This is a genomic window from Campylobacter sputorum subsp. sputorum, from assembly GCF_008245005.1.
Classification (GTDB): Bacteria; Campylobacterota; Campylobacteria; order Campylobacterales; family Campylobacteraceae; genus Campylobacter_F; species Campylobacter_F sputorum.
The window spans coordinates 1,099,106-1,119,350 of the sequence record NZ_CP043427.1 but is presented as its reverse complement, the minus strand read 5'-3'; the positions used below and the strand labels follow the sequence as shown (position 1 = coordinate 1,119,350).

The window sequence follows — 20,245 nt, the reverse complement described above, 5'->3', positions numbered from 1 at the left end:
TTATTCCTCTAATCTTTTAATTTTCGCACCAAGTTTAGATAGTTTTGCCTCAAGCTTTTCATAGCCTCTATCTAGGTGATAAATTCTATGAACTCTTGTAGTTCCATTTGCAACAAGCCCAGCTAGAACAAGGGCTGAACTTGCCCTTAAATCAGTCGCCATTACATCAGTTGCGTTTAGTTTTATGCCACCATTTATCGTTGCAATATGAGCATTTAGTTTTATATCTGCTCCCATTCTTAAAAGTTCGCTTACATGCATAAATCTGTTTTCAAAAAGTCTTTCATCAATTACGCTAGTTCCATTTGCAACAAGACAAAGTGCCATAAATTGGGTTTGCATATCTGTTGGAAAGCCAGGATATTCGCTTGTTATAATTTCTATGGGTTTTATTTTTTTTGCTGGTAATATAGTTATGCAATCCCCGTCTATTTTTATGCCATATCCCATACTCTCAAATTTATCCAACACCGCTACTAGATGGTTTGGATTTACATTTTTTACGGTAATTTGTGAATTTGTTATGGCTCCTGCACACAAATAAGTTCCAGCTTCTATCCTATCTGGTATAACATTTATTTCCTTTATATCAAGTAGTTTTCCACTGCTTCCTTTTATGATAAGCTCACTTGTGCCAATACCCTTTATATCAACTCCACTTTGTGATAAAATCTCACAAAGTGCTACAACTTCCGGCTCTTTTGCTGCATTTATGATTTTTGTTGTTCCGTTTGCAAGAGCTGCTGCCATTATGATATTTTCGCTTCCAGTGACAGTTATTTTATCAAAAATAATATTTGCACCTTTTAGTCCATCTTTTGGTGTAGTAGCTACAACATATCCCTCTTTTATCTCTATTTTTGCACCCATCTTTTCCAATGCACTTAGGTGTAAGTCTATCGGTCTTTGACCTATGGCACAACCACCTGGAAGCGAAACTTCACAATGATGAAATCTTGCAAGAAGTGGTCCTAGAACTAAGATAGAAGCTCTCATTTTTCTAACGATATCATATGTTGCTTTTGTTGAATTTATCGTAGTTGTGTCTATTTTAACTTGGTGTGATTTTATAAATTTACAAGATGAGCCTAAATTTTCAAGTAGTTTGCATATAGTTTTTATATCTTCAACTTCTGGTATGTTTTTTATATTTACAGGTTTTTTCGAAAGTATTGAACAAGCTATGGAAGGTAAGGCTGCATTTTTTGCACCACATATTTTTACTTCGCCGCTTAATTTATACCCACCTTTTATCGATAATAGATACATATTTAACCTTGATTTTGATTTTTGCCATTGTAGCTAAAATTTGCTTAACTTTTTAAATTTTTATTTAAATTACTGACTTTTAATGATATAATAAAAAATTCCAAAAAATTTTTTACAGGTTTATTTATGAATACAAAAAAATTTATAGTATTTTTAGTGAGTTTGATTTTTTTTGTAGGATGTTCTACCAAAACAGATGTAGCACAAAATGATTTTTATGATATTTATAATGATGAAAATTTAACAGATATAAAAGAAGATTTTCAATCTCAACTTGTATTGCAAGATGACAAAACGGAGGAATTTTCAATTCCAAATGCAGATAAATATCCTTATGATTTAGTTAAGCTACTAGATAGATATTTAAATACAAAAGCAGGTGGCGATTGTTCTGGCTTTGTATCACTCATAAATGGTAGATATGATAATTTATATTTTGATGAAAATGAATTAAATTCTTACTACTCAAATCATAGAAAATCCCAGGCTATGTATAATTTGTATAAATATAATGAAAAAATATCTTTAAAAAATCCTAAAGTAGGGGATTTGATATTTTTTTCAAATACATCTACAAAAAAATCCATAAAGTCTGTAAATCCTAAAAATGTCACACATGTTGGAATTATAAGGGGTGTAAATAAAGATGGAACTATAAAATTTATTCACTTTGCAAGCGGCAAAAATATGTATGGATATATGAACTTAAGAGATAAAAATACACATATTAGGGATAATAAAGTTATAAATAGTTATATAACTAGATGTTCTAATGCTTCTTGTCTTACTTCAAATAGATTTATAGGATATGGAAAGTTAAATTAAGTCTATTTTTGTAAAATTAAACTATGAATAAAAAATTATATTTCTCTTCATTTATCATTGCAATAAACTGCCTTGTGTATTTTTTACACTATTTTGTGTTTAATACTAATAAATTTGGTATATTGTTTGGTCTTAATTCCCTTTGCATATATTATGGTTTTTACTGGCAACTTTTAACCTCTATGTTTTTACATGGATCATTGATGCATTTAGCTATGAATATGGTTGTTTTGTATCAGTTTGGATCCATACTTGAGCGGTTTTTAGGCGGGATTAAATTTATACTTATTTATCTGCTTGGTGGAATTATTACAAATTTATTAAGTCTTGTTTATATATGGTATAACGGGTATTATAATGGTATAGATATAAATACAATTGGAGCAAGTGGTGCTATATGTGTTTTGCTTGGATTTATGGCTTTTATAGATAGATATAATGCAAAAGGACTTTTTATAGCTTTGATTTTGATGAGTTTTGCACCGCTTTTAATGGGTATAAATGTAGCTTGGTATGCACATTTGCTTGGATTTGGCATAGGGTATTTAAGTGGTAAAATAGTTAGGAAATATTAGATGTTTTTTGATAAGTTAGAAGATATTTTATTTCAAAGCAATCCAGCAGAAAAAATTTCCAAATTTAAAAGCTTTTATGATGAGTTTAAATTTGGAAATTTAGAATTTGAAAAAAAATTCATACCAAAAACCCTGGTTGTGCCTAGTTATGCTTCATTTTGTGATGTAAAATCTATGCGTGAAATGAAGATAAAATATCCAAAAGAAAAAAAACTTGCCGCATTTGTGCATTCTATAGCACATATAGAATACAGTGCCATAGATATAGCTTTAGATGCTGCGTATAGATTTGCAAATTTGCCTTATGAGTATTATTTAGACTGGCTTGAAGTTGCAGATGATGAGATTAGGCATTTTGAAATGATTTGTGAGTATTTGCAAGATTTGGGCTATAAATACTCTGATTTTGCCGTTCATAATGGTCTTTTTATAGCTATGCAAAAAACAGAAAATTCTTTTATAAATAGAATGGCGCTTCTTCCAAGATATATGGAAGCAAACGGACTTGATGCAAATATGCATATGGAGAGCAAAGTTTCTAAAAATAGCGATAAAAAACTTACACGCATTTTAAACACAATACTTGATGAAGAAATTTCTCATGTAAAAAAAGGAGATAAGTGGTTTAAATTTGCGTGCAAACAAAATAATCTTAATCTTGATATTTATATAAATATAGTAAAATCTCTCTATCCTAATGCGTTTAAACAAAAAAGAGAGTTAAATATAAATGCAAGGCTAAAAGCTGGGTTTAGCAAATCTGAAATAGAGCAAATAATGAACTTAATGGAGCAAAAATGAAAAAGGTATATTTTATAAGACACGCAAAATCATTGAATAATTATGATTGCAAAGATATAGATAGAAGCATAAATCAAAAAGGCGAAAAACATATAAAATTTATGGCAAATTTGCTAAAAGATAAAGGTATTATGCCAGATATTATAATTTCTAGCAGTGCAAAAAGAGCGTTTCAAACTGCTAAGATTATTTCCGATATTGTGGGATTTCAAAGCCAAATAGTTCAAAAAAAAGAGCTTTATGATTCATCTTTGAGTGATTTTTTGCAAGTATTTCATGAAATTGATGATAAATTTAAATCAGTATTTATCATAGCTCACAATCCTTGTATATCTGAGATATGCGAACTTCTAAGCAACTCAGTGATAGATCATATGCCAACTAGTTCTATTTTTTGTATAGAGTTTGAGCAAGATTGCTTTAAAAATATACAAAACCATAGTGGAAAAGTTCTATTTTTTGATTATCCAAAATTGCATAAAAATAAATAAATTTAACATTTTATTCACATTAATTATATAAAATTACTTTCTAAATTTTTAAATTTATAAGCGGTGTATATGAAAAAAACTATCAAATATATTATTTTGTTTGCTATTTTAATAGCTGTTGGATATGGAATTTATGCTAAATTTATAAAAAAAGAAGAAAAAATTGAGTTTATAACTACAAATGTAAAAAGAGGCGATATAGTTAAAAGCGTAGAAGCAACAGGCAAAATTTATCCAAAAGATAGCGTTGATCTTGGTGCTCAAGTTTCAGGACAGATAAAAAAACTATATGTTGAGATTGGCGATATAGTGAAAAAAGGCGATATGATTGCTGAAATTGATGATATAAAGCAAAAAAATAAGATAGATGACTTAAAAGCTTCTCTTAATATATATAAGGCGAAATTAAACTCAGCAAATATAGCAAAAGAAGTAGCTGAAAATAAATATAAAAGAGAGTTAGATTTATACAAAGCAAATGCAACTTCAAAAGAAAATTTAGAAAAGACAAAAGATGAATTAAGTTTGGCTAAAGCAAGCCTAACCGAAATTCAAGAGCAGATTAAACAAACCGAAATTTCGCTTTATACTGCTCAAACTGATTTAGGTTACACAAAAATAGTTTCTTCTCTTGATGGAGTTGTGATATCAATACCTGTTAAAGAAGGCCAGACTGTAAATGCCGCACAAACAACTCCTACTATAGCAAAAATTGCTGATTTAAATACATTAGAAGTAAGAGTTGAAGTTCCAGAAGGCGATATAAATAGTGTTAAAATCGGGCAAAAAGTAAAATTTGGAACTCTTGGAGATATAAATTTAGATTATAATGCAACTATATCAAGTATAGATCCTGCAGATAAAACATATAGTGATGAAAATTCTGATATAAAAGGCAGTTCTGCTTCCGTAAATAGCTCAAATGCCGCTGTGTATTATTATGCAAAATATTATATAGAAAATGATAATAATTATTTTAAAATAGGCATGACTATAGAAAATTCAATTATTATAAATAATGCCAAAAATGTTTTAATGGTTCCTTCCATAACTATAAAAAATGATGAAAATTCGCATTTTGTTTTATTAAAAGATGAACAAAATGATGTAAAAAAAGTTGGCGTCGAAGTAGGTCTTAGTGATGGTATAAATACACAGATAATATCTGGATTAAAAGAAGGTGATGAGGTTATAACAAACAAGCTTAGTGCTAAAGAGTTGGAAAATTTAATTGAAAATAGAAAAATGAGAATAAGGTAAAATTTGAGTTTATTAAAACTTGTTAATATTTGTAAAAATTTTGGAACAGCCAAAAATCCAACAAAAGTTTTAAAAAATATAAGCTTAGAAATAAATAGTGGAGAATTTATCGCTATAATTGGTCAATCTGGCTCAGGAAAATCAACACTTATGAATATTTTAGGTTGCCTTGATATCCCAAGTAGTGGCGAATATTATATAGATAATAATCTTATATCAAATTTTGACAAAGATAAATTAGCACTTTTAAGAAGAAAAAAATTTGGCTTTATTTTTCAAAGATACAATCTTCTTTCTGGTATCAATGCTACCGAAAATGTAGCACTTCCTGCTGTTTATGCTGGTATTAATTATGATAAAAGAATCAAAAGAGCAAAAGAGCTTTTAGAAAATTTAAATCTTTCTCATAGGCTAAATTACTATCCAAGTGAGCTTAGTGGCGGACAACAACAGCGTATAAGCATAGCAAGATCGCTTATGAATGGTGGAGAGATTATTTTAGCTGATGAGCCAACTGGTGCACTTGATTCTAAAAGCGGAGAACTTGTTTTAAAAATACTTGAAGATTTGCATAAAATCGGTCACACTATCATACTTGTAACGCATGATTTAGGGGTTGCAAATCACGCAAAAAGAATTATAGAAATAAAAGATGGCGAGATTATAAAAGATGAAAATAAAAGTAAAAATGAAAATTATATTGTTAAAAAGATTGATAAAATAGAAGTTAAGAATTCTTTATTTGCCATAAAAGATATGTTTGTTGAGTCCTTTAAAATGGCAGTTGGTGCCATTTTATCGCATAAGTTAAGATCGCTTCTTACTATGCTTGGCATTATAATAGGCATAGCATCCGTTGTTTCTGTGGTTGCCATTGGCAAAGGTTCTCAAGAAAAGATTTTAGCTGATATTAATGCAATGGGAACAAACACAATAACTATTTTTCCTGGTAAAAGTTTTGGCGATATGAGAGCAAATAATGTTAAAACTCTAAGTATTAGTGACGCAAGGCTTTTAGATAAGCAGAGTTATGTAATGAGCGTTACGCCAAATACCTCTACAAATGGAACTTTAACTTTTCAAAATCTCTCTTATACTGGCTCACTTCTCGGCGGAAATGAACAGAGTATAAATGTAAATGGTTTAAAATTAGAAGATGGAAGATTTTTAGATAAAAATGATGTTATAAACAATGCTTCTGTTGTAGTTATAGATAGTAATACAAAAAACAATTTTTTTCCAAACTCAAATCCAATTGGCAAAGTTTTGCTTTTTAATAAACAGCCATTAAAGATTATTGGAGTTTTGAAACCAAATGATACTTTTGGAAACACTGAAACACTTCGTATTTACTCGCCATATACTACTGTTATAAATAAAATAACAGGAGATAGAAATATAAACTCAATTACCATAAGAATAAAAGATAATGTAAATATGCAATTAGCACAAGTTGCCATCACTGAATTAATATCTACAAAGCATGGAAAACAGGATTTTTTTATAAGAAATTCAGATAGCATACGACAAACCGTAGAAAGTGCAACAGGGACTATGAGAATTCTTATATCCGCAATTGCTCTTATCTCACTTATTGTTGGCGGAATAGGAGTTATGAATATAATGCTTGTTTCTGTTACTGAGCGAACAAAAGAAATCGGGCTTAAAATGGCAATAGGTGCCAAAAGTAGAGACATACTTATGCAGTTTTTGGTTGAAGCTGTTTTGATATGTGTAATAGGCGGTATTTTTGGCTTAATACTATCTTTTATAATAGGCTTTATTTTTATGTATTTTGTATCTACTTTTGCTATGACTTATTCTATGGTTTCTATTGTGATATCGCTCATATCTTCTATGTTTATAGGCATTATTTTTGGTTTTATGCCTGCAAAAAATGCAGCAAATTTAAACCCAATAGATGCACTCTCAAGGGAATAAAATGAGAAATTTAATAATAATTTTTATGATTATTTTTAGCGGTTGTGCTATGAAAAAGTATGATTTTACTTCGCCTATCGGAGATGTAAATGAGAGTTATTATGAGCAAAATTTATCTTGGTGGGAAGGTTATGATAATGCTTTGCTAAACAAAACTATGAAAACAATACTTGAAAATAATCTTGATTTAAAAAATAGTAATTTAAATATAGAAAAATTTATAGCATATCTTGGTCTATCAAGAGCGGATTTGTTACCAACTTTTGGTGCAAGCTACAATGCGTCCGCAAATAAAAATATAGATGAAAATTCAAATAGCGATATAAATTTTAAAAGTTCATTAAATGTATCTTATGAAGTTGATTTGTTTGGTAAATTTATGGATAAATACAAAAAATCAGTTTTTTTGCTAAATGCCTCAAAACTTGATTTAAACGCACTTGATCTTAGTATAAAAAGTGATAGTGTTAGCACATTTTTTAACCTAATGTATCTACAAAACGCTAAAGATAAAATTTATAAAATGAAGCAAAATTATGAGAAATTAAAAGAAATTATAGTGGCTAAATTTAATTATGGAAGAGCCGATAAACTAGAGGTTGAACAGATAAATCAGGCATTATTGCAATCAGATGAAAAAATATTAAACATAAATACGCAAATTTACACAATCCAAGAAAAGTTAAAAAACTTAATGTATATGCAAAATTTACCAAATTTAAAAAATTATAATATTTTTGATGTAAAGCTTCTTGGTATATCAAAAGAAATTCCTATCGAAATTCTCTCAAATCGTCCAGATATAAAATCAGCAGAACTTAATTTAAAGGCTACATTTTATAATTATAAATATACTTTTAAAAGTCTGTATCCAAACATTACGCTAGGCGCATCTCTTAGCTCAAATGAGCAAAAATTTGATGATAGTTTTAAATTTAGTTTTTTAGGTGGAAATATACAAATAACACTTCCTTTTTTAGATTATGCCAGGGTTAAAAATAATATTAAAGTTTCTGAGGTTGAGTATGAAATGGCTAAAAATGACTTTTTAAAGAAGTTAAATAGTGCGATAAATGAATTTTATAGAGCATTTTTAGACTATGAAAATTATAAGTTTAAGTTTGAAAATACTAGCGAAATTTTAAATCACAGCATAAATATCACAAAATATTATCAAATACGATATGATAATGGCAAAAACGAACTATATGATTTAATAAATGCTAAAAATACAGAGTTAAATTATGAACTAAATTTACTATATGATAAATATATTTTACTTCAAAATGAAAATTTGATATACAAAATAGTAGGTGGCAAAATTTAAAAAATAATTTCATAAAAGAAAAATATTTTGATACAATTATATGTATGATTATTAAATTTAGGAACTAATATGAGAGCTTTATTTTTGATATTTTTATCATCCGTTTTGATGTTTTCTAAAGTTTTAGATGACAACAAGATTAGTTGTGATGAAATAAAAGCGTATAAAGATGAAATTTTTTCAAATTTAGATATAGATTTTTTAAATACACAAATCGATTTTAACTGCGAAAATTCTTTATTAAATTTAGATTTTTTAAATAAATTATTTGATATTAGTAAAGAAATAAGGGGTGATAGGTTAAATTGTAAAGGTGTTATGTATAATGCAAAGCAAAAAGAGTTTAAATTTCTTCTTTTAAAAGCCGGTGTTGCACCTGAGATTTACGCAAAAACATTAAATGATGAAAGCGGCAAAATTGCTGATGATAATAGAGCTTATTTTAGATTTTGGGCTTATAATAGTATAGGAAATTTTGAGTTATTTAACAATTTTTGGAAAGAGTATAATGCAAATATGTCAAATCTTGTCTCTTTTTATAAAAAAAGAGGCATAGATGAAGGAAGTGCTATATTTTATGCAACAAAAGTTATGAATGACTTTTTAAATTTCTCAGTTGGGGATTTTTCATATACAATAATGGAAAAAGTTCCTGATATTACTGATTTTGAAAAGCGTATATCAAATCCAAATTTTGATTTATATGCTTTGCAAGAAACTCTTTTTAAAGATAAATATTCGCAAAGTGAACTCAGCAATGCTTTAAATATAGCTCTTTTGCACGAAAAAAGTATTGATTTTTTAGAAGAACTTATAAAAATGGGTGCAAAAATAAATGAAGGAAGCGAATCATCACTGTTTTTTGCTCTAAGAAATATAAATAACATTAAATTTTTACTTAAAAATGGAGCAGATATTAACTATAAAAATACATTTGGAAAAACTCCTATTTTTTATACTGTTGGCTTTAATGATTTAAATACAACAAAATTTCTAGTGCAAAATGGTGCTGATATAAATGCAACATATATAAGTAAAAATGAGAAATTTGCAATAAATTCAAATATAGGAATGGTAACACTGCCTTTTTATCAAAATTTATGTGATTTAGAACACACATCTAGAACTCTTTTTATGCATGCTGCACAACATTCAAATGTAGAAATGTTAAAATTTTTAATGCAAAGTGGAGCCGATATAAACGCAGTAGATGACCTTGGTTACAATGCTTTGGATTATGCCAAATTAGGAAAAAAGAGCGAAAATATAAAATTTTTAGAAAATTTGAAGTAAAAATATAGATATATTTAGCTTAAATTTTTATAAATTTAATTAAAATTTATTAAAAAATAAATATAATAACTTAATTTATAAAACATTGCTTATTTTTATTAAATTCATATATACTTACAATAACTAAATACTTAATAAAGGAGTATCATGAATATTCATGAATATCAAGCTAAAGAGCTTCTTGGTGATTTTGGTATAAATGTAGCCAAAGGTAAGATTGCGTTTAATCCAAATGAAGCTCTTAATGCTGCAAAAGAAATAGGTGGAAATGTTTGGGCTATAAAAGCTCAAATTCATGCAGGTGGTAGAGGTCTTGGCGGAGGTGTAAAGATCGCTAAAAATTTAGATGAAGTTGAAAAATATGCAAATGACATCATAGGTATGAATCTTGTTACAGCTCAAACTGGCAAAGAGGGTAAACTTGTTAAAAAGGTTTATGTAGAGCAAGGCACAGATATAGCTAAGGAGTTTTATTTAAGTTTTACATTTGATAGAAAGAGTGAAAAAATAGGGCTTATAGCTTCAGCTGAAGGCGGAATGAGTATAGAAGAAGTTTCTCATAAAAATCCAGAGCTTATAAAAAGCATTTTGATAGATCCACAAATTGGACTTTGTGATTTTCATTCTATGGAAGTTGCTTCTTTTTTGAAATTTGACAAAGATTTAAGTATTAAATTTTCAAATTTGCTTACAAAACTTTATAAATTGTACATAGATACTGATGCAAATTTAGTTGAAATAAATCCACTTGTTTTAACTGCTCAAAACGAATTTATTCCTCTTGATGCTAAAATGGGATTTGATGATAGTGCAATGTATAGACAAGAAAAAATAGCTAAAATGCGTGATTTAGACGAAGAAGAACCAAGCGAAGTTGAGGCTAAAAACTATGGTTTAAGTTATGTAAAGCTTGATGGAAATATAGGTTGTATGGTAAATGGTGCTGGTCTTGCTATGGGAACTATGGATACTATAAATTCAGTTGGCGGAAAACCGGCAAATTTTCTAGATGTTGGTGGTGGAGCGAGCCCTGAGACTGTTGCTAAAGCTTTTGAGATTATACTTAGAGATAAAAATGTAAAAGCGATATTTGTAAATATTTTTGGCGGTATTGTAAGATGTGATAGAATAGCAAATGGCATTTTAGAAGCTACAAAATTAACAAAAGTAAATGTTCCTGTTGTAGTAAGACTTGATGGAACAAACGCAAAAGAAGCAATGGAAATTTTAAAAAGTGCAAATATAGAAAATATCATCTCGGTTGATGGTCTTGAAGATGGTGCAAAAATGGCAATTAAGCTAGCAAAGGAAGGTGAATAATGAGCATTTTGGTAAATAAAAATACAAAAGTTATAGTTCAAGGTTTTACTGGCAAAGAAGGTACTTTTCACTCTGAGCAATGCTTAGCTTATGGTACAAATATAGTTGGCGGAGTTACGCCTTTTAAGGGTGGACAAACCCATCTTGGAAAACCGGTTTTTAATACCGTTAAAGAAGCTGTTGATGCAACTAAAGCTGAGGTTTCTTTGATATTTGTTCCTGCTAAATTTGTTGCAGATGGTATCATAGAGGCTGCAAATGCCGGTATAAAATTAGCAATTGTTATAACAGAACACACTCCTGTTAATGATATGATTAGAGCAAAGAACTATGCAAATAAGTGTGGCATGATGATGATAGGTCCAAATTGTCCAGGCATTATAAGTTCAGATGAATGTAAGCTTGGCATTATGCCAGGAATGGTATTTAAAAAAGCAAAAACAAATATAGGTCTTATTTCAAAATCAGGAACTCTAACTTATGAGGGTGCAAATCAAATCATAAATGAGGGTTATGGCATATCAACAGCTGTTGGTATAGGCGGAGATAGCATTATAGGTTTAACTTATAGTGAGCTTTTACCTATGTTTGAAAAAGATGAAGAAACAAAAGCTATTGTTATGATAGGTGAGATTGGTGGAAATTTAGAAATTCAAGCTTGCGAGATAATAAAATCACAAATAACAAAACCAGTTATTGCTTTTATAGCCGGTCAATCTGCACCAAAAGGCAAGAGAATGGGGCATGCCGGTGCAATTATAAGTGGCGAAGATAGCACCGCAAAAGGAAAAATGAAAGCTTTAAGTGATGTTGGTGTTCATGTTGTGGAGAGTCCAGCACACATAGGCTCTAAGTTAAAAGAGATACTTGGTTAAAGGAAAATAAATGGATAATGAAAATAGACCTGTTTGGGTTGATGAGTCAAGATGTAAAGCGTGTAATATATGCGTTAGTTACTGTCCTAGTGGCACAATTGCTATGAGAGAAGAAGTTTCTGCGATTAGTGGCACAATGATAGAAGTTATTGATCCTGACTCATGTATTGGGTGTAGAGAGTGTGAAAATCATTGCCCAGATTTTGCAATTTTTGTTGCAGATAAAGGTTTTAAATTTGCTAAACTTACAGAGGAATCAAAACAAAGAGCGGCACAAATTAAAGCAAATAACTATCAAAAATTGCAAGGAGAACTAGCATGAGAGAGCTTATAACAACAGGAAATGCTTTGGTCGCACAAGCAGCAATTGAGTGTGGCTGTAAATTTTTTGGTGGTTATCCTATAACTCCATCAAGTGAAATTGCTCATGAGATGAGTCGATTGTTGCCAAAAAATGGCGGACATTTTATACAAATGGAAGATGAAATTTCTGGTATAAGCGTAGCTCTTGGTGCTTCGATGAGCGGAACTAAAGCAATGACTGCAAGTAGCGGACCTGGAATTTCTTTAAAAGCTGAGCAAATAGGTCTTGGTTTTATTGCTGAAATTCCTTTGGTTGTTGTCGATGTTATGAGGGGTGGTCCTTCTACTGGATTGCCAACTAGAGTAGCACAAGGCGATATAATGCAGACTAAAAATCCTACTCATGGCGATTTTGCTAGTATTACATTGGCACCTAGTAGTTTAGATGAAATTTATTCTCAGACAATTAAGGCTTTTAATCTTGCAGAACGCTTTATGACTCCTGTTTTTTTACTTTTAGATGAAACTATAGGTCATATGCAAGGAAGAACGTTTATTCCAGATCTTAAGGATATTAAAATAATAAAAAGAATAGAGTTTAGTGGCGATCCTAAAGAGTATTATCCATATAATGCCAAAGAAGATGAACCTGCAACGCTAAATCCATTTTTTAAAGGATATCATTATCATATAACGGGTCTTCATCACGGCATAACTGGATTTCCTACAGAAGATGGTTCCATAGTTGATTATAATATAAAAAGACTATTTAATAAAATCAATGCGCATAAAGATGAGATAATAGAATACGAAGAGTATATGTTAGATGATGCAGATATTTGTATAATAGCATATGGAAGTGTGTCTCTTAGTGTAAAAGTAGCTATAGAAGAGTTAAGAAAACAAGGAAAAAGAGTTGGTCTTTTTAAACCAATTACGCTTTGGCCAAGTCCTGAAGAAAAATTAAAAGAAATAGGGACTAAATTTAAAAATGTATTAGTTGCTGAGCTAAATATGGGTCAATACTACGGAGAAATAAAAAAATGTATGCTAAGAGATGATATACAAACACTTCTTAAAGCAAATGGAAGACCTATTTCGCCAAGTGAAATTATACAAAAAGTTATGGAGTTTTAAAATGGCAATTGATTATAATAAATATTTAAGGGCAAATAAAATGCCGACATTATGGTGTTGGGGATGCGGCGATGGAGTTATTTTAAAAACTATCATAAGAGCCATACATGAACTTGGTTGGAATATGGATGATGTTTGCATAGTAAGTGGTATAGGCTGCTCTGGAAGGCTTAGTTCTTATGTGGATTGCAATACCGTTCATACAACTCATGGTAGAGCTATTGCTTATGCAACTGGTATAAAACTTGCAAATCCAAATAAACATGTTATAGTTGTAACAGGCGATGGAGATGGTTTGGCAATAGGCGGAAATCACACTATTCATGGGTGTAGGAGAAATATAGGACTTAATCATATTTTGATAAATAACTTTATTTATGGTCTTACAAATTCTCAAACAAGCCCTACAACCCCACAAGGTTTTTGGACTGTAACAGCACAATATGGCAATATAGACCCCCATTTTGATGCCGCAAAGCTTGCAATTGCAGCAGGAGCGACATTTGTAGCAAGAGAGAGTGTATTAAATACAAATAGGCTTGAAAAAACGCTTATAAAAGGGTTTGAGCATGATGGATATAGCTTTTTTGATATTTTCTCAAACTGCCATATAAATTTAGGTAGAAAAAATAAAATGGGTGAAGCTACAAAAATGTTAGAATGGCTTGATAGTAAAATAGTAAATAAAGTAAAATATGATCAAATGAGCGAAGAAGAGAGAAAAGATTTATATCCTACTGGTATATTGCATGAAGATAATTCTCGCATAGAGTATAGCAAGGCATATGATCAAGTTATTAAAGCCGCTCAAGACGGAACTGCTATAGATTGGGAGATGATAAAATGAGACGCAATTTAAGGTTTGTTGGTGTTGGTGGTCAAGGTGTAATTCTTGCTGGAGAGATATTATCATCTGCTAAAATTGAAGATGGTGGATATGGAGTAAAAGCATCTACTTACACATCTCAGGTTAGGGGTGGTCCAACCAAAGTTGATATACTGCTTGATGAAGAGCCTATACTCTATCCTTATGCAAATGACGGAGAAATAGAATTTATGCTTGCTACTGCACAAGTTAGCTATGATGCTTTTAAAGATGGTGTCAAACAAGGCGGCATAATAGTAATAGAGCCAAATTTAGTAAAACCAACAGATGAAGACAAAGAAAGATATAAAATTTATGAGATACCTATCATTTCTATAGCTAAAGATGAAGTTGGTAATGTTATAACTCAAAGTGTAATTGCTTTAGGTCTGGCAGTTGGCTTTACAAATGTTATGGATAAAGATGTTGTTAGAGAAAAGATGATAGCAAGTGTTCCTAAAAAATTCCAAGAACTAAATTTAAAAGCGTATGATTTGGGATTAAAATACTCCAAAGTATTATAATATTTTTAGTATAGACAAAATATTTTTTGTCTATACTATTTTATTTTTCTCTTTATATATTTTATTCTTTTTTTTATTTTATTTATTTCACTAAAAAAGTTCGAGTAAAAACTTTTGTAAAAATCAACAAATTTACTATTTCTATTTACATATATAACTGAAAATACCTGTTATAGTTCCATTTTTTCTTTACTTGTAAGCTTTTGCATTACTCTTTTAGTCCTTTTTTTATTTTTGATAACACATACATAATATCTTCTTTTTCAAGTTCGCAAAGCATTTCAAAAGCTGCTTGAACTGCTTGTGGTTTTGAGTTTCCAAGTCTCCAATCTTGATATGTTCTCATAGACACATTAAGTTTTTTAGCCATTTGTGCATGCGAAATTTTTTTACCCATATATTTTGATTCTACTGCGTTATGCAACAGGTTAAAGATATCATTTGTTTGAATCATCTAGAAATTATACAGATTATATTATTAAATATGCATTAAATATTATATAAATTTATATATTTTGTATAAATATAATATAAAATACATTATAAATAATTTTAATAGTATTAAATATAATATATTTAGTTATTATTATACGAAAAAAATTATAATATATACATTATTTTGCATTTAGTCATATTTACTAAATAAAATTAAATATATTTTATTAGGTTAAAATACTTGACAAATAACCACTCAATGTTGTATAATATCACTAGCAATTAAAGTTAGAGAGTGCTAGATAATGAAAATAAATAAAAGAGATTTTATACTTGAATCCATTATAAAGTCGTATCTAAGCGACAATACTCCAGTTGGCTCAAATGAGTTGTGCTTAAAGATTAATGAAAGTATTCCGCCATCTACGATTAGAGTTTATTTTAAAAAACTTAGCGACGAGGGAGCTATAACACAACTTCATATTAGCGGAGGTAGAATCCCTACGGTTTGTGCTATGAATGAATATTGGAAAAGTATATTAAATTTAGATGAATCGCTTGTTATAAATGATAAGCATGCACTCAGTTTTTTGATTAAAAATTTTGGAATTTATTGCATAATTTTTGAAAATAAAAAACAAATTCTAAAAGATGTTGTTAATTATAGAGATAAATTTATTATACTTGATTTTGATGGCGAAGAACTGGTTTTAAAATTTAATATCAAAATATATAAACTTTTATTAAATTTAGTTGGCATTGATTTGGATGAATTAGAAAAATTCTGTATGCAAATAGGAGCTAGTGAGCTTAGAAAAAAAATAAATCAACTAAAAACATCTAAAATTTTATTTAGAGATAATGAATTTATGCTATTTGATATTTTTAAAGATGACAAGTTTAAATTTATGCTTGATTGCAATATTTTAAAATATATAAAAAACAGTATTTATATTATACCAAATGGAAATGAAGGTTTTATGGCAATTAAAAGAAATGTTATTTTTGAAGATGAAAAATCTACAATGATATGTTTAGGAAGTGTTTATAATGATTATGATAAATTTTTTGAAAACTTAAAGGATGTGGCATGAATGAAGAAAAATTAGAACGAGAAAACACGCAAAATTTAGATGAAAATTTAAATTTTAATGATGATGAAAATATAAGTTTTGAAAATCTTGAAAAAGAAGATATTAAAGATGAGCAAGTAGTTGAAAATGATGAATTAGCCGAGTTAAAGGCTAAATTTATAAGAACTGTTGCAGACTTTGAAAATATTAAAAAAAGAATGGAAAAAGAAAAAATTGTAGCAGTTGAGTTTGCAAATGAAGGCTTTGCGAGGGATTTACTTCCTGTTTTAGATGCTCTTGAAATGGCTATAAAAATGGATGTATCTCAAAATGAACTTGCCAAGAACATAAAAGATGGAGTTGAAATGACAATATCTTTATTTATGAAAAACTTTGAAAAATATGGTATTACGCCTATAAAAACAGATAGTAAATTTAATCCAGAGCTTCATAATGCTATAAACATTATAGAAGTAGAAGGTAAAGAAAGTGGTGATATAGTAGAGGTTTATCAAAAAGGATATAAATACAAAGATAGGATTTTAAGACCATCTATGGTTGTAGTTGTAAAATAAATTTAAAAATTAATGAAAGGTTAAAAAATGGGAAAAGTTATAGGAATAGATTTAGGAACAACAAATTCGTGTGTTGCTATTTATGAGCATGGAGAAAGTAAAGTTATACCAAACAAAGAAGGTAAAAACACAACTCCTTCTGTGGTTGCTTTTACAGATAAGGGTGAAATTTTAGTTGGAGATACAGCAAAAAGACAAGCTGTTACAAACCCTAAAAAGACTATTTATTCTATAAAAAGGATAATGGGTCTTATGATGAATGAGCCAAATGCAAAAGAGGCAAAAAACAGGCTTCCTTATGCAATTGTAGATAGAAATGGTGCTTGCGCTATAGATATAGATGGCAAAATTTACACTCCTCAAGAGATTTCTGCTAAAGTTTTAATGAAACTAAAAGAAGACGCAGAAAGCTATTTGGGAGAAAAAGTTGTAGATGCGGTTATCACAGTTCCAGCGTATTTTAATGATAGTCAAAGAAAAGCTACAAAAGAAGCAGGAACTATCGCAGGGCTTAATGTTTTAAGAATAGTTAACGAGCCAACTGCAGCCGCACTTGCTTATGGATTAGATAAAAAAACAGCCGAGAAAATAGTTGTTTATGATTTGGGCGGTGGAACATTTGATGTTACTGTGCTTGAAACTGGAGATAATGTTGTTGAGGTTCTTTCAACTGGCGGTAATGCGTTTTTAGGCGGTGATGATTTTGATAATAAACTGATAGATTTTTTAGTTAGCGAGTTTAAAAGTGAGAGCGGAATAGATTTAAAAAGTGATGTTATGGCACTTCAAAGATTAAAAGAAGCAGCTGAAAATGCTAAAAAAGAGCTTTCAAGTGCGATGGAAACAACTATAAATTTACCATTTATTACAGCTGATGCAACTGGCCCAAAACACCTTACAAAAACTATAACAAGAGCTAAATTTGAAAGCATGATTGATTCTTTGGTTGCTGAGACAATTACAACTTTAAATAAAGTTGTAAAAGAGGCTGGTTTAGATAAATCAGATGTAAAAGAAGTAGTTATGGTTGGTGGCTCAACTCGTGTTCCATTAGTTCAAGATGAAGTTAAAAAAGCATTTGGAAAAGATCTTAACAAATCTGTAAATCCTGATGAAGTTGTCGCAATTGGTGCTGCTATTCAAGGCGCTGTTATAAAAGGAGATGTAAAAGATGTTTTACTTCTTGATGTTACGCCGTTAAGTCTTGGTATCGAAACTTTGGGCGGTGTTATGACAAAAGTTATAGAAAAAGGAACTACAATTCCAACTAAAAAATCCCAAGTTTTCTCAACTGCAGATGATAATCAAAGCGCTGTTACAATCCATGTTTTACAAGGCGAGAGAGAATTTAGTAGAGATAATAAATCTTTAGGACAATTCAACCTTGAGGGCATTCCACCTGCACCAAGAGGCGTTCCGCAAATAGAAGTTGAGTTTGATATAGACGCAAATGGTATCTTAACTGTTTCAGCTAAAGATAAAGCAACAGGCAAAGCACAAAATATCACTATATCTGGCTCAAGCGGTCTTAGCGAAGAAGAGATAAATAAAATGGTAAATGACGCAGAGGCTCACAAAGAAGAGGATAAAAAACGTAAAGAATCAGTTGAAGCTAGAAATAACGCTGATGCCCTAGCTCATCAAACTCAAAAAAGTTTAGATGAGCTTGGTGAAAAAATTCCAGCTGAAGATAGAGCAAAAATCGAAGCAGCTTTAAATGATCTTAAAGAAACTTTAAAAGATGAAAATGCTTCAAAAGATCAAATTGATGCAAAAGTTAAAGCATTAAGCGAGGTTAGTCATAAGCTTGCCGAGAGTATGTATAAAAACAAAGACAATTCAAATAACCAATCATCAGATAAAACAGATAAAAAAGATGATGATGTTATAGACGCAGAAGTTGAATAAAATTTTTCAAGGGAGCTTTCCCTTGAAATTTATATTTGTTACCTTATTTTATAAATTTACTCATTAAATTCAATTTTTAACTATTTTTAAATGAAACTTCTTGACAACTGGGGGGGGGGAGATAGTGTATAATAAAAATTAAAAATTTATTAACAAAAAGGATAAAAAATGTTAACTAAATTTAAAATATTAACTCAAATGTTACTTATCAATCTTGGGCTAGTTTTTATTGTTCTTATAGCACTTATTGCAATATCATCAAACAGGGTTTATAGCATAAGTTCGCAAGATATGGATGAGTTGATGATGACTAAATCACAAGAAATTTCAAAAGCTACAACAGCTATTTTAAATACGCCAGTAAATGTTGCAAAAACACTTTCAAATGCAGTTTCTATACCAATATCTCAAAATAACCCACTTAGACCACAAGAGATAGAAAATTTACTTTTAGAAACATTAAAATCATATCCTGAATTAGTTGGAGCTTGGTTTCATGCAGATAATGGCAAATACTACCCTATAGATGAGTTAAAAGCTGGCGACATAACTCATACAAAATATGGCGATTACGCAGTCTATGCTACAAGAAGCGGGAGTGATGTTAAGCTAGATAAAGCAAGTGATGAATTTAGAAGTGATGATTTTTACTCTCGTGCGAAATCACTTCGTCAACCAATAGTTACTGAGCCATATTTTTATGAGATAAATGCTCAAAAAGTTATGATTACAACTTTTTCTGTGCCAATAGAGCTAAACGGCGAGTTCATTGGCGTTATAGGTTGTGATATATCACTTGAAGAATTAAACAAAAATTTAGCACAAACAAAAATTTTAGAAAGCGGTTTTGTGTCTATAATATCACAAGAAGGAAATTTCGTAACTCATAAAAATAAAGAAATGCTAGGAAAATCACTTGAAACAGCAGATGATGAATTAGTACAAGTAAGAAAAATTCTAGAAAATGGCAAACATACGAAAGTAACATACCACTCAGATGTACGAAATCGTGATATGATAACTGATGTTACGCCGATTAAAATAAGAGATATAGATACAACTTGGGCAACAATGGTTGTAACTATGAAAGATGAAAGAGTAAAAGAAGTAGAAAAACTCAGAAATAATATGATTATTTTGGGATTAGTGTTTTTAATACTGCTTTGTATCCCGATATTTTATACTCAAAACACTTATCAAAAAGAATTACTATCACTGCAAATGGTCTTGAAATTTTCTTTGATTTCTTGAAACATAAAACAAAAGATGTAGCTAAATTTAATGCAAAGGGTAATGATGAAATTTGCATAATGCAAAAATTATTAGACGACGATATTGAGGCTACAAAACAAAACATCCAAGCTGAAAAAATATTCATCCAAAAAGCTGATGAGTTTATTGAAGGAATAAAAGATGGTGATTTTACATTTGAGTTTAGTAATGCTCAA

General features: G+C 29.8%; 20 protein-coding genes. 18 read left to right on the top strand and 2 right to left on the bottom strand.

Annotated features, from left to right (window positions below; all coding sequences use genetic code 11):
• Nucleotides 1-1,269, bottom strand: coding sequence for a UDP-N-acetylglucosamine 1-carboxyvinyltransferase (gene murA / locus CSPT_RS05630; RefSeq protein WP_089182698.1), 1,269 nt, complete (start codon nucleotides 1,267-1,269; stop codon nucleotides 1-3).
• Between the two features lie 126 nt (nucleotides 1,270-1,395).
• Here murA and CSPT_RS05625 point away from each other — a divergent pair, with 126 nt between their 5' ends.
• The 14 genes from CSPT_RS05625 (at nucleotide 1,396) to CSPT_RS05565 (ending at nucleotide 14,806) form a co-directional block, all read left to right on the top strand.
• On the top strand, nucleotides 1,396-2,094 hold the full coding sequence (locus tag CSPT_RS05625; protein WP_089182697.1) for a CHAP domain-containing protein: 699 nt from the start codon (nucleotides 1,396-1,398) through the stop codon (nucleotides 2,092-2,094).
• Between the two features lie 23 nt (nucleotides 2,095-2,117).
• Nucleotides 2,118-2,669 (top strand): rhomboid family intramembrane serine protease, encoded by a 552-nt coding sequence (locus CSPT_RS05620; RefSeq protein ID WP_089182696.1) that lies wholly within the window; start codon nucleotides 2,118-2,120, stop codon nucleotides 2,667-2,669.
• On the top strand, nucleotides 2,670-3,470 hold the full coding sequence (locus tag CSPT_RS05615) for a ferritin-like domain-containing protein (RefSeq protein WP_089182695.1): 801 nt from the start codon (nucleotides 2,670-2,672) through the stop codon (nucleotides 3,468-3,470). It begins immediately after the preceding gene.
• Nucleotides 3,467-3,961 carry a SixA phosphatase family protein gene (locus tag CSPT_RS05610; RefSeq protein ID WP_089182694.1) on the top strand — a complete coding sequence of 165 codons (495 nt, stop codon included), beginning with the start codon at nucleotides 3,467-3,469 and terminating at the stop codon, nucleotides 3,959-3,961. Before CSPT_RS05615 ends, CSPT_RS05610 begins: the two co-directional genes overlap by 4 nt.
• Before the next feature lie 69 nt (nucleotides 3,962-4,030).
• The gene (locus tag CSPT_RS09155) at nucleotides 4,031-5,221 is read left to right on the top strand and encodes an efflux RND transporter periplasmic adaptor subunit (protein ID WP_115636340.1); all 1,191 of its coding nucleotides are present in this window, start codon (nucleotides 4,031-4,033) and stop codon (nucleotides 5,219-5,221) included.
• Between the two features lie 3 nt (nucleotides 5,222-5,224).
• Entirely contained in the window at nucleotides 5,225-7,162 is a 1,938-nt protein-coding gene (locus tag CSPT_RS09150; protein WP_115636341.1) for a MacB family efflux pump subunit, read from the top strand.
• Nucleotide 7,163: 1 nt separating this feature from the next.
• Nucleotides 7,164-8,489 (top strand): TolC family protein, encoded by a 1,326-nt coding sequence (locus CSPT_RS05600; RefSeq protein ID WP_161492218.1) that lies wholly within the window; start codon nucleotides 7,164-7,166, stop codon nucleotides 8,487-8,489.
• Between the two features lie 69 nt (nucleotides 8,490-8,558).
• A complete protein-coding gene (locus CSPT_RS05595) occupies nucleotides 8,559-9,782 on the top strand; it encodes an ankyrin repeat domain-containing protein (RefSeq protein WP_089182692.1) in 1,224 nt (407 codons plus the stop codon).
• A 147-nt stretch (nucleotides 9,783-9,929) separates the two neighbouring features.
• Nucleotides 9,930-11,102 carry an ADP-forming succinate--CoA ligase subunit beta gene (gene sucC / locus CSPT_RS05590; protein WP_089182691.1) on the top strand — a complete coding sequence of 391 codons (1,173 nt, stop codon included), beginning with the start codon at nucleotides 9,930-9,932 and terminating at the stop codon, nucleotides 11,100-11,102.
• Nucleotides 11,102-11,977, top strand: coding sequence for a succinate--CoA ligase subunit alpha (sucD, locus tag CSPT_RS05585; protein WP_089182690.1), 876 nt, complete (start codon nucleotides 11,102-11,104; stop codon nucleotides 11,975-11,977). Before sucC ends, sucD begins: the two co-directional genes overlap by 1 nt.
• 10 nt (nucleotides 11,978-11,987) lie before the next feature.
• Nucleotides 11,988-12,299 carry a 4Fe-4S binding protein gene (locus tag CSPT_RS05580; RefSeq protein ID WP_089182689.1) on the top strand — a complete coding sequence of 104 codons (312 nt, stop codon included), beginning with the start codon at nucleotides 11,988-11,990 and terminating at the stop codon, nucleotides 12,297-12,299.
• On the top strand, nucleotides 12,296-13,417 hold the full coding sequence (locus CSPT_RS05575; RefSeq protein ID WP_089182688.1) for a 2-oxoglutarate synthase subunit alpha: 1,122 nt from the start codon (nucleotides 12,296-12,298) through the stop codon (nucleotides 13,415-13,417). The genes CSPT_RS05580 and CSPT_RS05575 overlap by 4 nt, the downstream gene beginning before the upstream one ends.
• A gap of 1 nt (nucleotide 13,418) precedes the next feature.
• Nucleotides 13,419-14,264, top strand: coding sequence for a 2-oxoglutarate ferredoxin oxidoreductase subunit beta (locus CSPT_RS05570; RefSeq protein ID WP_089182687.1), 846 nt, complete (start codon nucleotides 13,419-13,421; stop codon nucleotides 14,262-14,264).
• Nucleotides 14,261-14,806, top strand: a complete 546-nt coding sequence (locus tag CSPT_RS05565) for a 2-oxoglutarate:acceptor oxidoreductase subunit OorC (RefSeq protein ID WP_089182686.1) — start codon at nucleotides 14,261-14,263, stop codon at nucleotides 14,804-14,806. The genes CSPT_RS05570 and CSPT_RS05565 overlap by 4 nt, the downstream gene beginning before the upstream one ends.
• A gap of 208 nt (nucleotides 14,807-15,014) precedes the next feature.
• On the opposite strand, the gene CSPT_RS05560 is transcribed toward CSPT_RS05565, so the two are convergent.
• Complete coding sequence (locus CSPT_RS05560) at nucleotides 15,015-15,260, bottom strand: helix-turn-helix domain-containing protein (protein WP_033915852.1); 246 nt, start codon at nucleotides 15,258-15,260, stop codon at nucleotides 15,015-15,017.
• 286 nt (nucleotides 15,261-15,546) lie between these two features.
• Here CSPT_RS05560 and CSPT_RS05555 point away from each other — a divergent pair, with 286 nt between their 5' ends.
• The 4 genes from CSPT_RS05555 to CSPT_RS05540 all read left to right on the top strand — a co-directional run bounded on the left by CSPT_RS05555 (nucleotide 15,547) and on the right by CSPT_RS05540 (nucleotide 20,048).
• The gene (locus CSPT_RS05555) at nucleotides 15,547-16,335 is read left to right on the top strand and encodes an HrcA family transcriptional regulator (RefSeq protein WP_089182685.1); all 789 of its coding nucleotides are present in this window, start codon (nucleotides 15,547-15,549) and stop codon (nucleotides 16,333-16,335) included.
• On the top strand, nucleotides 16,332-16,889 hold the full coding sequence (locus CSPT_RS05550; RefSeq protein ID WP_089182684.1) for a nucleotide exchange factor GrpE: 558 nt from the start codon (nucleotides 16,332-16,334) through the stop codon (nucleotides 16,887-16,889). Before CSPT_RS05555 ends, CSPT_RS05550 begins: the two co-directional genes overlap by 4 nt.
• A 27-nt stretch (nucleotides 16,890-16,916) precedes the next feature.
• The gene (gene dnaK, locus CSPT_RS05545; protein ID WP_089182683.1) at nucleotides 16,917-18,797 is read left to right on the top strand and encodes a molecular chaperone DnaK; all 1,881 of its coding nucleotides are present in this window, start codon (nucleotides 16,917-16,919) and stop codon (nucleotides 18,795-18,797) included.
• A gap of 168 nt (nucleotides 18,798-18,965) precedes the next feature.
• Complete coding sequence (locus tag CSPT_RS05540) at nucleotides 18,966-20,048, top strand: PDC sensor domain-containing protein (protein WP_089182682.1); 1,083 nt, start codon at nucleotides 18,966-18,968, stop codon at nucleotides 20,046-20,048.
• Nucleotides 20,049-20,245: the final 197 nt, after the last annotated feature.

Excerpts from the sequence above, each read along its gene's own strand:
- murA (WP_089182698.1), bottom strand. The coding sequence starts at position 1,269 with ATGTATCTATTATCGATAAAAGGTGGGTATAAATTAAGCGGCGAAGTA.
- CSPT_RS05625 (WP_089182697.1), top strand. The coding sequence starts at position 1,396 with ATGAATACAAAAAAATTTATAGTATTTTTAGTGAGTTTGATTTTTTTT.
- CSPT_RS05620 (WP_089182696.1), top strand. The coding sequence starts at position 2,118 with ATGAATAAAAAATTATATTTCTCTTCATTTATCATTGCAATAAACTGC.
- CSPT_RS05615 (WP_089182695.1), top strand. The coding sequence starts at position 2,670 with ATGTTTTTTGATAAGTTAGAAGATATTTTATTTCAAAGCAATCCAGCA.
- CSPT_RS05610 (WP_089182694.1), top strand. The coding sequence starts at position 3,467 with ATGAAAAAGGTATATTTTATAAGACACGCAAAATCATTGAATAATTAT.
- CSPT_RS09155 (WP_115636340.1), top strand. The coding sequence starts at position 4,031 with ATGAAAAAAACTATCAAATATATTATTTTGTTTGCTATTTTAATAGCT.
- CSPT_RS05600 (WP_161492218.1), top strand. The coding sequence starts at position 7,164 with ATGAGAAATTTAATAATAATTTTTATGATTATTTTTAGCGGTTGTGCT.
- CSPT_RS05595 (WP_089182692.1), top strand. The coding sequence starts at position 8,559 with ATGAGAGCTTTATTTTTGATATTTTTATCATCCGTTTTGATGTTTTCT.
- sucC (WP_089182691.1), top strand. The coding sequence starts at position 9,930 with ATGAATATTCATGAATATCAAGCTAAAGAGCTTCTTGGTGATTTTGGT.
- sucD (WP_089182690.1), top strand. The coding sequence starts at position 11,102 with ATGAGCATTTTGGTAAATAAAAATACAAAAGTTATAGTTCAAGGTTTT.
- CSPT_RS05580 (WP_089182689.1), top strand. The coding sequence starts at position 11,988 with ATGGATAATGAAAATAGACCTGTTTGGGTTGATGAGTCAAGATGTAAA.
- CSPT_RS05575 (WP_089182688.1), top strand. The coding sequence starts at position 12,296 with ATGAGAGAGCTTATAACAACAGGAAATGCTTTGGTCGCACAAGCAGCA.
- CSPT_RS05570 (WP_089182687.1), top strand. The coding sequence starts at position 13,419 with ATGGCAATTGATTATAATAAATATTTAAGGGCAAATAAAATGCCGACA.
- CSPT_RS05565 (WP_089182686.1), top strand. The coding sequence starts at position 14,261 with ATGAGACGCAATTTAAGGTTTGTTGGTGTTGGTGGTCAAGGTGTAATT.
- CSPT_RS05560 (WP_033915852.1), bottom strand. The coding sequence starts at position 15,260 with ATGATTCAAACAAATGATATCTTTAACCTGTTGCATAACGCAGTAGAA.
- CSPT_RS05555 (WP_089182685.1), top strand. The coding sequence starts at position 15,547 with ATGAAAATAAATAAAAGAGATTTTATACTTGAATCCATTATAAAGTCG.
- CSPT_RS05550 (WP_089182684.1), top strand. The coding sequence starts at position 16,332 with ATGAATGAAGAAAAATTAGAACGAGAAAACACGCAAAATTTAGATGAA.
- dnaK (WP_089182683.1), top strand. The coding sequence starts at position 16,917 with ATGGGAAAAGTTATAGGAATAGATTTAGGAACAACAAATTCGTGTGTT.
- CSPT_RS05540 (WP_089182682.1), top strand. The coding sequence starts at position 18,966 with ATGTTAACTAAATTTAAAATATTAACTCAAATGTTACTTATCAATCTT.